We start from the raw sequence: 14,777 nt of genomic DNA, 5'->3' as shown, positions 1-14,777 counted from the left end.
AAGAGCTTGGGCGTTTGTGCTAAAATCGCTTGCAAAATTATTTTACTTTATCTATTCAATTCTATCCGTCAGTAAGGAGCCGCTGTGAGCCAGCCATTTCGCTCAGCCGATATTCGTCAAGCTTTTATCGATTTTTTTATAAGCAAGCAGCATACCCCTGTTTCTTCATCTAGCCTAATTCCGCACAATGACCCGACATTGCTATTTACCAATGCCGGTATGAATCAGTTTAAAGAAACGTTTTTGGGCATGGAGCCGCGTGATTATACCCGTGCAGTAACCTCGCAAAAATGCGTAAGAGCGGGCGGCAAGCATAATGATTTGGACAATGTTGGCTATACGGCGCGTCATCACACCTTCTTTGAGATGCTGGGCAACTTCTCCTTTGGCGATTATTTTAAGCAAGCGGGTATCGAGTACATTTGGGAATTTTTGACATCCGATGAATGGTTGGCTATCGATAAAGATCGTCTATATGTGACCATTTATGAGACTGACGACGAAGCCTTTGATATTTGGCATAAAGACATCGGTATTCCTAGCGAGCGTATTATCCGTATTGGTGATAATAAAGGCGCGCCTTACGCATCAGATAACTTTTGGACGATGGGCGATACTGGCCCTTGTGGCCCTTGTACCGAAGTGTTTTATGACCATGGCGCAGACATTGAAGGCGGTTTGCCGGGTACACCCGAAGAAGATGGCGACCGCTATATCGAGATTTGGAACTGTGTCTTTATGCAGTTTAACCGTCAAAAAGACGGCACCATGTTGCCACTACCTGCTCCTAGTGTCGATACTGGCATGGGGCTTGAGCGTATCAGCGCTATCATGCAAGGTGTGCATGGCAACTACGAAATCGATTTATTTGTGCACTTGATGGATGCCGCTGCTGAGATTTTAGACATTGAAAATCAGCAGCAGTCGTCGCTAAAAGTCATCGCTGATCATATTCGCGCTGTTTCATTTTTGATTGCTGATGGTGTCACGCCAAGTAATGAGGGTCGTGGCTATGTGCTGCGCCGCGTCATTCGCCGTGCCGTACGTCATGGTAATAAGTTGGGCGCTGATAGTGATTTCTTTTATAAGATGGTCGCGCCACTGGTCGCTGAAATGGGCACTGCCTATCCAGAGCTAAAAGACAAACAAAGCGTCATCGAAAACGCCATTCAAAAAGAAGAAGCGCAGTTTGCCAAGACATTGGCACAGGGTTTACGCTTGCTTGCCAGCGAACTTGAAGGCTTACAAGACGGCGATACCCTCTCTGGCGAAGCCGCCTTTAAACTTTATGATACTTATGGCTTTCCGCTTGATTTGACCGCCGATATCACTCGTGAACGCGGTATTGTAATCGACGAAGCGGAGTTTGATGAGCACATGCAAGCACAACGTGAACGCGCCCGTGATGCTGGCAAATTCGATGTTGATTATAGCAGTGTCATTCAAGTAGACAACCCAACGACATTCATCGGCTATGAGCAACTTGAAGAAAATGGCGTGACTGTTAATGCCCTTTATCAAGATGGCAATCCTGTCGATAGCTTAAGCGAAGGTATGGAAGGCGTTATCGTCCTTGACCGTACGCCGTTTTATGCTGAAGGTGGTGGTCAAGTCGGTGAGTTGGGTGAAATTCGTAGCGCATCTGGTGTTTTTGAAGTGCAAGATACCAAAAAATCCGGGCAAGCCATTATTCATCATGGCGTCGTGACCATGGGTGATATCAGCACTAAGCAAACAGCTGACGCCCAAGTTTTATCTAGTATCCGTGCTGCTAGTGCCAAAAACCATTCGGCCACTCACTTATTGCATGCCGCATTAAGAGAGGTATTGGGTGATGAAGTCACACAAAAAGGCTCGCTGGTCTCAAGCGACGTGCTACGTTTTGACTTCTCCTATGATAAGCCCGTCACTGCTGCCGAGATTACACGTGTAGAACGTCTCGTTAATGAGCAAATCCAAGCCAATACCCCAGCCCGTATCGAGCATATGTCTATCGATGAAGCGATGAAGCAAGGTGCCATGGCACTGTTTGGTGAGAAGTATGGCAATGACGTTCGCGTGCTTACTATGGGCACCGACAGCATTGTCGATGGTCAGCGTCAGCCCTTCTCTATTGAGCTGTGTGGTGGTCTTCACGTGCAGCGTACGGGCGACATTGGTGTCTTTAAAATTACTAGCGAATCAGGTATTGCCGCAGGTATCCGCCGTATTGAAGCCGTCACAGGTATGAATGCCATAAAAAACATTCAGCAAAGTGAGCAACAACTCAGCGAGCTTGCCAGTCAGCTAAAAGTAAAACGCCCTGAAGTGGCACAGCGTGTCCGTACTATGGCGGATAAGCAGCGCGACCTAGAGAAGCAGTTAGAGCGTTTAGAACAGAAAATGGCCAGTGCGCAAGCCGCTAACTTGCTTGATGATGTGCAGACTATCGCCGGTACGCCAGTTCTTATCAGCACCTTAGGCGGTGTGGATGGCAAATCAATCCGTACGCTGATGGATGATATCAAATCCAAACTGCCTGATAGCGTGATTGTATTGGTTGGTGATAAAGACGATCAGCTAGCCTTAGCCGCAAGTGTCGCAAAGTCTGTCACTGCTAAAGTAAAAGCCGGTGATATCATTCGTCATTTGGCAAGTGAGCTTGGCGGTAAAGGCGGCGGCAAGCCCGATTACGCCCAAGGCGGCGCACCGAAGTCTGGCAACAGTAAAGCAGTCATTGACGCGCTACCCGCTTGGATAACTACCCAGCTTGGTGAATAAGCCATTTAGCTGACTGCCATTCAGTGCGTTAAACGTCATTAGTATGGGCGAGCAGCAGGAATGATACGATTGGTTATACGCTTTATAACCAATCGCCATATATCTAATCCGTACTGACACTTAACCTTACAAGCCGAGTATGGTATAAAGGTCGACGTTTGGGCATATCCTTAATTCCATTCATATCGCTCATTCAGTTTAACGCAGGCACCAATGGATAAACAAAAGGCATAGGGCGCAACTCTTATAATACGGCTTTATCTACGCAAGCATTGATTGACAGATACATTGCTGCTTATCGATGATAATAAAAGGCCATTAATGAATAATAGGTAGATTTTTATGGCGTTAATAGTACAGAAATACGGCGGCACCTCGATGGGCAGTATCGACCGCATCAAAAACGTCGCCAAACGAGTTAAGCGCTGGCATGATAATGGTCATCAAGTGGTGGTCGTTGTCTCTGCCATGAGCGGCGAAACCAACCGTTTGATTGATCTGGCACGCCAAATTAGCACCCAGCCTGATCCTCGCGAATACGATCAAATGGTCTCAACGGGTGAGCAGGTCTCTATCTCGTTACTTGCAATGGCCATCAAAGATCTTGGTATTGGTGCTCGTTCATTCACCGGTCGTCAGGTCGCTATTAAAACTGATAGCTCACATAATAAAGCCCGTATCGAAAGCATCGATGATAAAAACATTCGTGAGCAATTGGATGCTGGTAATATCGTGATTGTGGCTGGTTTTCAAGGTATCGATGAGGATGGTAATGCAACGACGTTAGGTCGCGGCGGCTCTGATACGACAGGTGTTGCGATTGCCGCAGCCTTGGGCGCAGATGAATGCCAAATCTATACCGACGTCGATGGTGTCTATACCACTGATCCACGCGTCACCTCAAAAGCCAAAAAGCTTGAAAAAATTACTTTTGAAGAAATGCTGGAGATGGCGAGCCTAGGCTCAAAAATCTTACAAATTCGCTCAGTAGAATTTGCGGGTAAATATGGCGTACCGCTACGCGTCCTCTCTAGCTTTGATGAAAATACCGATGGTAGCTTTGACGACGACTTTAAGAACAATGTCGGCACCCTAATTACGATAGACGAAGGAGACAATATGGAACAGGCAATCATCTCAGGTATCGCTTTTAATCGAGACGAAGCAAAAATAGTCGTGCGCGGTGTGCCCGATCACCCTGGCATCGCCTCTGCTATCTTGAGCCCTATTGGTCGCGCCAATATCGAAATTGACATGATCGTGCAAAACCTATCAACCAATGGCACCACTGACTTTACCTTTACGGTGAATCGTACTGACATGGACAAAACCATGAAAGTGTTAAACGATGAAGTCAAAGACGAGATTGGTGCCAAAGAAATCTTGGGTAACAGCGAAGTCGTCAAAGTTTCTTTGGTTGGTGTTGGTATGCGCTCGCATGCTGGGGTTGCTAGCCTCATGTTCCAAACCCTCGCAGAAAACAACATCAATATTCAAATGATATCGACCAGTGAAATCAAAGTATCTGTGCTTATCCAAGAGCAGTATCTAGAAAAAGCAGTTAAATCACTGCACACGGCATTTGGTCTTGATCGTGAAGATGGCGACAGCAAAATCGCTGGGCTATAATTTATATTAAAACCATTAAAAATATAGACATAGCATTAACAGTTATCGATTACATCGGCATCAATTACTTTCAATAATGTGTTTATCCAAATAGGGTCTTTTTAGATCCTATTTTTATTTTTATTATTGTTCTGATTGGTATATACCTAATAGTTTTGTGAAAACCCGTGACAGTATCTGTTATGCCCCCTATAATGGGGCTTTCATTTGGGCTAAATGAATCTACCTATCATTACCGCTATTCGCCTAACGTTAGACATAGTAGCTTGTAAGCTAAATACAAGGTGTGTTTAGTGCGGCGGTAATGTCCTGTAATTGAGAAGTAATCTGATGAGTAATAATCTGTTGATGCGACATAAGGAGTGTGACGCATGTTAATTTTGACACGCCGCGTGGGCGAAACGTTAATGATTGGTGACGAGGTCAGTGTGACTGTCCTAGGCGTTAAAGGCAATCAAGTGCGTATCGGTGTTAATGCGCCAAAAGACATTGCCGTACACCGCGAAGAGATTTACCAACGCATACAGCATGAGCGTTCGGTACAATCACAAATGCAGCATCTTGAGCAAGGCAGTTTTGCGCCTTCCTTTGATGATGAAGACTATTTTAATCGCTAAGCTGAGTCTTAACACCTAACCACTAATAATCATTGAGCACACACCAAGCACCGTACTTTGCTTTTTAATCTGCTCTGAGGTCATTTATTTATGAGTATTCGCCAATCAGATGTATCGGCTCTACTTAATGGTTTGAATAAAAAAGCCATTGGATTCAATGATGTCATCAGTTTTATTGATGATTTTTATCGTTATGCGCCCGCCCCTTTCGTTAATGGCATGCAGCACAATGCCGCTGGCGAAAACGAAGGCAGTGCGAAAATTTTTGGTTTTGCCAAACACCATGGTCTCAATCAATTAGACACGCTAAAACTATTTGGTGAGCATTATACCAAAGTGCTAGAGACGCCTAAAGGCACTGATCATGCCAATATCCGCAATTTTTTGCATTGGGGTTGGCAAGGGTTTTTGATGCAAAAGAATCCATTGACGGTCCGTCCAAGTGTTGATACGACTGCGCTTTAATCATTTTTAAGCACAAAAAAAAGCCACGCTATATAATATAGCGTGGCTTTTTTATTGAGCGACTACTGCTGTGATTAGCGATACTCTTGCTTATTTATCACAAAGCTTATTTATCACGAAACTTAACTGGCTGGATAGCGCCCTTAGGATTGGGCATATTGGGATAATGATGTTCGTGCTCGACATCACATTCAGCACCGACGATTGAGCCATCGTCCTTTACAGGTTTATGAATATAACCGGTACGCTCGGCCGCAGGTAGATGCTCATGCTCCCAAACCATTACCGCTTGCATACAAGTGTCGCGCTGCTCAGGGGTTAATTTACGGCCATCTGGCCATTTGCCAAGCTCAATGGCCATACGGAATTTATCGACCACGTCTGGTGTTAGCGTTGCTAATATTGTTTGCTTATCCATCTCACTCTCCACGACTATTTTTTATACGACAACTGCTTTTATTCATCATCCATAATATCATCATCGATATCAAGACTGAATTCTTCGGCATGGACGTTCCAGTGTAGTTTGGTACGGCAAGCCTCATAAAAATCAAATCCTGGAGGATGTAGCAGCGTTAGCTTATCAGGGTGCTTACGAATATAAAGCCGCTGCTCTTGGTCGAGCGGTATGCTGGGCTTGCCATCTGCACTAACCATCGGCTGCGTGCGATTGTCCTCATGGATGCGAATACAAACTTCGCTATTGCCACTGACTACAATCGGACGACTGGACAAGGTATGCGGATGCATGGGCACCAGACATATTGCATCCATACTCGGATGGATAATAGGGCCACCACCAGATAGTGCATAGGCTGTGGAACCAGTAGGCGTCGCCACAATCAAGCCATCGCTGTGCTGTCTATAGACATCGTGACCATCAATTTTCATCTGAAAATCAATCATATGTACTGACTTACCAGCATGCAACACGATATCATTGAGCGCCATATCTTCATGGATAATATTTCGCCCTTCTCGTATTTCCATCGTCAAGAGAAACCGATGATCCAACTGATAATCGCCCATCAATACTTGACGCAATTTAAAAGCAGCTTCATCAGGTTTGACATCAGCTAAAAAACCAAGGCGACCACGGTTGACACCCAAGACTGGCACGCGATAACGAGCCAGTGCTTCAGCAGCATGCAATATAGAGCCATCACCACCGACGACGATAACCAAATCACAAATCTCACCTATCAAGCTACGCTTAACGATTTTGACTTTTTCGATCTCAGTAAGATCCAAGGTTGGTAGATGGGCAGTTTGCATGTCCATTATCAGGGTGAGATTCATCTCATTGATCGTTTGGGCAATCTGCACCAGACTTTGGGTGACGCTGCGCTTGCCTGCGCGCCCCATTAATCCAATACGCCGAAACGCTGGATTTTTGATGGCGTGGAACAGCTCTGATGCATGTAAGTGTGGCAATCTTTCGGACTGCGCGGAGTTTTCCATAAAACGACTCGGAATAACGGTAAAATACAGGGCAATGATAGCGATAAATGAGCGCTTAAACTAGCATGTTTTATCAATTATCGTTGTTAACTGTCGTAATCAACCCCATATAACAACCATTGCACGCCCATTTATGGCCTGCTTACCGCGCTACTGAGCATCCCTAGCTAGTCCAAATAATAAGTCAGATGATGGCTGCGTCAATCCTTGACAGCCGTCACGCAAACACAGTTGACAATAACCAAGCTTTTGCTAAAGTAGCAGTAATTTATATCATTTTTAATTAAGGACATATGTATGGCCAATCCTATTGTCAGTCGCGCAGAGCTTGCGATCGGCGGTCAGCCGATGACCGTCAAAGGTGTCATCCAAAAGACCAGCTTGTTGCTTGGTTTATCTGCTATCACTGGTGTCGGCTTTTTCTTTTATGCGCTGATGGCAGGTCTATCGCAAGGTTTTATTACCATGGCGGCCTTTGGTAGTATGTTTGCCGCTTTTGGTCTCGCGATCTTTATCACTTTTAAGCCACAAAAAGCCAAAACTTTCGCGGTCCCTTATGCGCTCTTAGAAGGTATTTTCTTAGGCGGCATCTCGCTGTTTTTTATGAGAATGTATCCAAGCGTGCCAGTGACTGCAATGTGTGCGACCTTTGTGACAGCAGCCGTTATGCTAGGGCTATATCGCTCTGGTCTCGTTAAGGTGACGCAGAAATTCCGCTCTATCGTCACCTCAGCGCTTATAGCCATCATGCTCGTTTATGTCGCCCAGTGGGTTCTTTCTTTAGCGTTCGGTTCGAGCTTACCTTTCTTATTTGAAGGTGGCGTTATCGCTATTGGCTTCAGTTTATTTGTGATTGTTATCGCTTCTTTTACGCTATTACTTGATTTTGATAACATTGATCGCGGCGTAGCAGCTGGTGTTTCTGAAGACTACGAATGGTTATTTAGTATCGGTATTCTTGCGACGCTAGTATGGATGTATATCGAATTTATGCGTCTGCTTAGCTACCTACAAGACTAATCTATAACTGGCTAATAATAATGATACCTAAAATAAAAACCGTCTTTTGCTAAAGGCGGTTTTTTTATATTTGAACCAAAGTAGGTATTATATGCAGATAAATACCACGTATAAGAAACTAAGCACGTTTTAGACGCAGCGCATTTAATACCACAAATAATGAGCTAAGCGACATTCCAATGGCGGCAAGCCAAGGTGGGACATAACCAAACGCGGCAGGTAATAATACGATACTGTTATAAGCCAGTGCCCAGCGGAAGTTTTGTTTGATAATGCGTTCCGTTTTATCCGCGATACGCTTGGCGGCCGTGATGGCTTCAATCTGTCCATTAAGGATGATGCTATCGCTTGACACCTGCGCCAAATCTGCCGCGCCAGCAATCGAAGTCGACACATCTGCTGCTGCCAACACGGGCGCATCATTAATACCGTCACCAACCATCAGCACAACTGACCCTTGTGCTTGCAGCTGCTGGATATGATTGACCTTATCTGTTGGTGACAGACCATTATATGCCGCCTGCATGCCCAAAGTCTCCGCCATGACCAGCGCCTGCGGACTGGGGTCGCCCGTCAGCATCACAGACTCAATACCTAAGCCTTTGAGCGTATCCAGCATTGAGCGGGCATTATCACGTACTTTATCGCTAAAGTAAAAGCACGCCAGCGCTTGCCATGTGGTTGAGGAGCTTGTTTGACAAGACAACACAACCGCTGAGCTGGCACGCTGGCTCAGTAAATCGATCGTTAAATCATTGTCTGCCTTTGCACCAGTAGCACCTTTATCCAAAGCAAAGTCTACATGACCAATACGATATAGAACGCCATCAATCATGGCTTCTACCCCGCCTGCTGGATAATGCAGCAAGGCTTGAGTGGGCGGCAGATGTAATTGATAAGCGGCGGTCAGTAGCGCATGAGCAATCGGGTGACGACTGCCTACTTCTAAGGCCGCAGCAATGGCTAAGAAACGGTCTTTTTGCAAAGGCAACGCGCTTGAGTCATCGTTTTCATCTTGGCTGAACGATTTTATTAGCTCAATGTTCAGTAAGTTTGGCTTGCCATAAGTCAATGTCCCTGTTTTATCAAAAGCCACATGCGTAATCTCTGCTAAGGTTTGCAGCGTATGACCACGCGTGGTCAAAAAGCCATAGCTGGCCAATCGATTGGTAGAGACAGTCAAAGCAATCGGTGTGGCTAGTGACAGCGCGCAAGGACAAGTCGCCACTAAGACTGCAACCGTTGCCCAAATAGCTTGGCTTGGATCGACAAAATACCAGCCGATAAATACCAATGCTGACAATACTAAAATCCGCGCCACAAACCAACGAGCCAGCTTGTCCGCTTGCTGTGCCAGTTTGGGCTTTTCACTCATGGCACGGTTCATCAGCCGATCAATTAATCCAATCTGACTGTCTTCTGGCAGTGCCGTGACCAGCATCTCAAACGGCTGACTGTCGTTTTGTGCGCCGCCGACGATATAGTCGCCTTGAGACTTGATGATTAAATCACCCTCACCCGTCAGCAGACTTTGGGAGACGGTCGCAGTTGGACTAAGCAAAATACCATCGCTGATAATCTCAGAGCCAGCCTCAACCATGATGATGTCACCCACTTGCAAGCTTTGAGCGGTCACCATCTGTTTTTGTTCTGCACCATACACTGGCTTTAACAAATCTGGCTTTAATAGGTCTGGTTGACGGCTGGTTTGTTGCCAGTCTTGAGCTATACGATTGGTTATTTGATGAACATTGGCATCCATACTCTGCATAAAATTGGGTGTATACTTCGTTGGAGCGCTGACTGCGGCACTTATTGCACTATCAGCACCTGTCTCATGAACTGCCTGATTAATAGCACTCGTATCTACTTTATCAAAGGCATTTTGTTGTAACTGCTGCAAAATGAGCGCAGCGTCTCCTTTGTTTTCAGCAATTTTTTGTACTAAAACTGGCTCTACCACTACTAAGTCATTGGCCATCGTCGCCGCTTTTAGACGAGCATTATACTCGATATAACGCCCTGCCAATAAGAAGAAAATAAACATGCTGACCGAATCATAATAGGTCTGACCGTTTCCAGTAATGGTGGCGTACAAACTGGCGAAAAATGTAACAATCAAGGCGATACTGACCGGTACATCCATATTGACTTGGCGCGCGCGAACTGCCGACCATGCAGACGTAAAGAACGGTATGCCCGCATAAAAGAACACGGGAATACTGACGAATAACGACACCCAACGCAAAAAATCGCGCTGTAATATCAACATCCCGCTATATTCACCAAAATATAGCGCGACCGCATACATCATTGCTTGCATCGCACCAAGTGCAGCGATTCCTAGGCGTAGCAGCATCTTGTTATTGTGCTTAGCCAGCATTGCCTCATGGGTATCTTGACGGTAAGGCTTAGCTTCGTAGCCTATTTCATTGATAATAGCTAGAATACGGCTGATAGGCAGCTTACTCTCGTCCCAAATGACGCGCATACGCTGATTGGTCAAATTGACCTGACACTTATTGATACCATCAATCTCATAAAGACGCGATTCGATAAGCCACGTACAGGCAGCACAGCGCAAGTTGTTAACGGACAATTCTGCCACCGACAGACCATCTTGAGCGTAGACGAACTGTGATTTTATCTCATCATGATCATAGGCTTCGAGGCGCGTCAGTTGGGTAGGCAAACTTGCCGTACGGTTGATTTCCGAACGATCAAGATAATATTGCTCAAGCCCTGCCTCGACGATACTTTGCGAGGCCAACTGACAACCCATGCAGCACATCTCACGGGATTTACCCAATATATCGGCATAAAACGGCGGCTGCGGTACTGGATCGCCACAGTGGAAGCAATGACCAGCAAGGGGCAGTACCAACCCTTCGGTGATAGAGTTGTCTTCATAATAATGGCTGGAGGTTGGTATTGGTGAGGGGGCACTAGACATAATCGCGCTTACTTCCTTTAGACAGGTTTGCTCGAACCCAATTCACTTTGAGAAAACTTGCTATCATCAAATATGCCTAATGTTATTTAAAACAGCTATTTTAAATAAGCTCGACACGGCTAGCACAGATAGAGAATCAACCGCTAATTCATACAAAAAACATCGTTAGAATAATCGTAAATTGTTATCTTATATGGCACTGATAAAGCAAATTAAAAGCGCGCTGTGTTTTCGTATAAACATCGCTGTCAATAGATCGATTATACTATAAGCCGGTGCTGTGAACAGCATAACCCCTCACAGAGTCATCCCACTGAATGCCTGAGTTGATGATGATAGATTGAAAAATTTGTCAATTTGCGTCATTATGAGGCAGTTTTTTATCCCTAAATGGTGCATCATCCGTGCAAAAATCTAATTCTAAGCGACCAATCTCCAAGCTTCCTTCGTCATCTACGTCTGCTATCAGCACGCTACCCTCACAGCAGCGCGGCTTGGTCTTTAGTAGTATTTTATTAATTGTCATTATCGCTGGCATGGTGCTATTGGCGCTGTATTTGATCAAGCTTGATCGCACCATTACCCACAAGTTCGAAGGTAAGCGCTGGGATATTCCTGCCAAGGTATACTCGCAGCCACTTGAGCTTTACCAAGGTGCCAGCGTCGATAACAGCACGATTAAGACATGGCTCGAGCTGCTTAATTATCAAAGCAACAAAGCCTATGATCGCACCGGTACCTATCGTAAGTCTGGCAATACCTATTATATCCATACGCGCGGTTTTACTTATAGCTCCAACGATATAGACACTGAGCAAGTCATCAAAATGACGATTGCTGGTAATAAGATTGAGTCGATTCAAAGCACTTTACCGGCTAAGAGCGGCATTATTCGCCTTGAGCCGGTTAGTATTGGCGGTATTTACCCAGACAGCAATGAAGATCGTATGGTCGTCTCTTTAGATGAGGTGCCACAGCCATTGATTGATGCATTAATAGCCACGGAAGATCGCGGCTTTTATGAGCATAAAGGCGTATCGATACGCGGTATCGCCCGTGCAGTCATTAATAATTTCTCTGGCGGCTCTAGACAAGGTGGTTCGACCATCACCCAGCAGCTGATTAAAAACTTTTATCTGAATTCAGATCGCACCCTAAAACGCAAAGCCAATGAAGCCCTAATGGCTGTGTTACTTGAGCTCCATTATAGTAAAGATGAAATTCTACAAACGTATCTGAACGAGATTTACCTAGGACAAAACGGCAACCGCTCTATTAATGGCTTTGGTTTGGCAGCGCAGTTCTATTTTAATCAACCGCTGAACGAGCTGCGCTTAGACCAGCAAGCCTTGCTCGTTGGTATGGCAAAAGGCCCGAGTGTCTATAATCCACGTCGCCATCCAAACGATTCAAAAGCACGTCGTAATGTCGTTCTTAGCAACATGCTAGCGATGGGCACGCTCAGTCAAGCAGACTATGATAAAGCCATAGAGAGATCACTGGGTATCGCTGACAAGCCTGTCGAAGGCAAAAGCCAATTTCCTGACTTTCTCGATATCGTCAAGCGTGAATTGAATACCGTCTATTATTCTGATGACTTAAAAAATGAAGGTCTGACGATTATTAGTACGCTCGACCCTATTGCCCAATTAGCCGCCGATAAAGCAGTCGATAAAAAACTGGGCGAGCTCCGTCGTAGCAGCAGCAAAACCAAAGATTTACAAGGTGCCTTGGTCAGTGCCAATCCAGAGACTGGTGAGCTGGTCTCTGTGGTCGGTAGCGGCAGTGAATTTACGGGCTTTAACCGCGCCGTCGATGCCAAGCGTCAAGTGGGCTCTTTATTAAAACCGATCATTTATATGACAGCGCTCGAAAGCGGTCGCTATAATTTGGCAAGTTCGGTCGATGATTCACCAGTTACCGTCAACCTAAATGACGGTACGAAGTGGAATCCACAAAACTATGACAAGCGTGATCATGGTTATGTCCCCTTTACCACTGCACTGTCTCAGTCTTATAACCAAGCAGCGGTACGCTTAGGCATGGAATTTGGGATCGATACTTTTGCCAAGCAGCTACAGCGTATGGGTATTAAAGAGAAAATATCGCCTTATCCTTCTGCATTATTAGGATCGGTCAATCTTAGCCCAATGGATATGCTTGGCGTCTATCAAGTGTTTGCTACTGGTGGCTTTCGCACGCCCATTCATAGTATTCGTAGCGTCATTGATGATCGCGGTCGTATCTTGCAGCGCACTGGACTCAATACACAGCGTAGTATCCCGCCTGAGACCAACTTTTTGACCAATTACGCGCTACAGCAAGTGGTCGCCAGCGGAACGGCTAAACGAGCACAGTCGCTTGGTAGCAACCTGAATCTCGCTGGTAAAACAGGGACCACAAATGACTATCGCGACGCTTGGTTTGCTGGTTATAGTGGTAACTATGTCAGCGTGGTTTGGGTCGGTCGTGATGATAATAAGCCAATCGGTCTGAGTGGTGGCACAGGTGCATTACCAGTTTGGGTCGACTATATGAGTCGCTTAAAATTGACGCCAGTATCACTACCTGAGCCGGAAGGTATTGAGTGGTTATGGCTTGAAAACAATTCTGGTAAGCTATCAAATGAGCGCTGTACTGATGCGCGCTATTTGCCAGTAATGTCAGCACATTTGCCCGAAGAAGCCAGTAGTTGTGCCATCGGATTGTATCAACAAGATCGCGCTCAAGAACAGAGTGAGCAAGGCGCTATCAATCAGCAACGCCGCCGCGAAGGCTTAGACATTCCAAATGGCGAAGCGGTTGAGACCGAGAGCCAAGATGATAATGATGCGCAGGGCGGTGCCGATACTTGGTACGACCGTGCGGTTGAATGGTTCTAACATTGTTTTTAAAAACTTAAAAAGGGGCTTAACATGGTGTCATCTATACAGCAAAGCGTATCCGTTAAGCAGGACATTATTAGCACGGCTAAAAAGAATACCCTAGCGAATACGGTCCTTGCTGCTGGTGCGCTCGTTGGCATAATGAGCTTGAGTGCCTGTCAAACGGCGCCCATTACTGCGACGAGAACAACACCTGCTCAAACGATGCCAGCAACACAACGTCAAGAGACAGCAGCGCCTTCATCGGTTACCAACGTAAAACCTGCGACTCAAGCGCCGATTATTGATCACAGGGGCTATGGAGAAGGCGACGATAATGATGAAAAAAATGACTACCCTATCCAGTCTGATGCGCCGTCTGGCCCATCTTCAGCGACAAACCCATTAACGCAACAAACTCCAGTGTACACAGCGCCTAACTCCCCATCCAGTCCTGTGTTTTCACAGCCCGATGCCGTAATCATTACGCCGTCCCGTGATGACTATATAATTTCTGAACCTTCAATACCGTCGCACAATGACCTATTAGAGCGCGCGCGCCAAAACTCGCAACAACGCAGTCAACAAGCGGCTACTAACAACAGTGACCTGCCAGCATTTCGCAATCTTATGCAAACAGGGATTGGTCAGTTAAAATCAGGCAAGCTGACCAATGCTGAGAGCAGCTTTACCCGCGCCCAGCGCCTCGCGCCCAAATCCTCAGCGGTGTATTTTTATCTGGCACAAGTCGCTCTCAAAAAGAACCAACCGCGCAAGGCAGAAGCCATGGCTCGCCGTGGTCTTAGCGTCTCGCAAGATGCCAATCGCAGACGCGCGCTCTGGCAAATTATTTTGCAATCAGGGCAAGCGCAGGGTAACTCACGCGTCATCAATGAAGCAAAGCAAGCACTGCGTTAGTATCAAGACATACCGAAGTGAGTAAATACTAAGTCTATAACTTGCTATCTACTCACTTTTTATATTGTGCATACGCATCATTTATCCAAA

Annotated in this window: 9 protein-coding genes and 1 pseudogene; 7 read left to right on the top strand and 3 right to left on the bottom strand. The window is 45.9% G+C overall.

Features of this window, described 5'->3' with window-relative positions:
- Window positions 1–84 precede the first annotated feature (84 nt).
- The 4 genes and pseudogenes from alaS to W293_RS0114040 all read left to right on the top strand — a co-directional run bounded on the left by alaS (window position 85) and on the right by W293_RS0114040 (window position 5,471).
- Window positions 85–2,760 (top strand): alanine--tRNA ligase, encoded by a 2,676-nt coding sequence (gene alaS / locus W293_RS0114055; protein WP_025653038.1) that lies wholly within the window; start codon window positions 85–87, stop codon window positions 2,758–2,760.
- A gap of 342 nt (window positions 2,761–3,102) precedes the next feature.
- Entirely contained in the window at window positions 3,103–4,389 is a 1,287-nt protein-coding gene (locus W293_RS0114050) for an aspartate kinase (RefSeq protein WP_025653037.1), read from the top strand.
- A 371-nt stretch (window positions 4,390–4,760) separates the two neighbouring features.
- A pseudogene (gene csrA / locus W293_RS0114045) lies at window positions 4,761–4,928 on the top strand (carbon storage regulator CsrA); the annotation flags it as partial.
- 168 nt (window positions 4,929–5,096) lie between these two features.
- A complete protein-coding gene (locus W293_RS0114040) occupies window positions 5,097–5,471 on the top strand; it encodes a HopJ type III effector protein (RefSeq protein WP_037026278.1) in 375 nt (124 codons plus the stop codon).
- Window positions 5,472–5,577: 106 nt separating this feature from the next.
- Here W293_RS0114040 and W293_RS0114035 read toward each other — a convergent pair whose 3' ends face one another.
- Both W293_RS0114035 and W293_RS0114030 read right to left on the bottom strand, forming a co-directional pair.
- A complete protein-coding gene (locus W293_RS0114035) occupies window positions 5,578–5,889 on the bottom strand; it encodes a YeaC family protein (RefSeq protein WP_025653035.1) in 312 nt (103 codons plus the stop codon).
- A 38-nt stretch (window positions 5,890–5,927) separates the two neighbouring features.
- Entirely contained in the window at window positions 5,928–6,932 is a 1,005-nt protein-coding gene (locus tag W293_RS0114030; RefSeq protein ID WP_173238908.1) for an NAD(+) kinase, read from the bottom strand.
- Between the two features lie 297 nt (window positions 6,933–7,229).
- Here W293_RS0114030 and W293_RS0114025 point away from each other — a divergent pair, with 297 nt between their 5' ends.
- Window positions 7,230–7,952, top strand: a complete 723-nt coding sequence (locus W293_RS0114025; RefSeq protein ID WP_025653033.1) for a Bax inhibitor-1/YccA family membrane protein — start codon at window positions 7,230–7,232, stop codon at window positions 7,950–7,952.
- Between the two features lie 118 nt (window positions 7,953–8,070).
- Here the strand turns inward: W293_RS0114025 and W293_RS0114020 are convergent, their stop codons facing one another.
- Window positions 8,071–10,905: a heavy metal translocating P-type ATPase gene (locus W293_RS0114020; protein WP_025653032.1), complete on the bottom strand. Its 2,835-nt coding sequence runs from the start codon at window positions 10,903–10,905 to the stop codon at window positions 8,071–8,073.
- Between the two features lie 404 nt (window positions 10,906–11,309).
- Between W293_RS0114020 and mrcB the strand changes: the two genes are divergently transcribed.
- Both mrcB and W293_RS0114010 read left to right on the top strand, forming a co-directional pair.
- The gene (gene mrcB, locus W293_RS0114015) at window positions 11,310–13,787 is read left to right on the top strand and encodes a penicillin-binding protein 1B (protein WP_025653031.1); all 2,478 of its coding nucleotides are present in this window, start codon (window positions 11,310–11,312) and stop codon (window positions 13,785–13,787) included.
- 33 nt (window positions 13,788–13,820) lie between these two features.
- Complete coding sequence (locus tag W293_RS0114010) at window positions 13,821–14,687, top strand: tetratricopeptide repeat protein (RefSeq protein WP_025653030.1); 867 nt, start codon at window positions 13,821–13,823, stop codon at window positions 14,685–14,687.
- The last annotated feature ends 90 nt before the right edge of the window (window positions 14,688–14,777 follow it).

This window comes from Psychrobacter sp. TB67, assembly GCF_000511065.1.
Taxonomy (GTDB): Bacteria; Pseudomonadota; Gammaproteobacteria; order Pseudomonadales; family Moraxellaceae; genus Psychrobacter; species Psychrobacter okhotskensis.
Note: the sequence above shows the minus strand (reverse complement) of the source record. Positions and strands in the feature narration are given on the sequence as shown.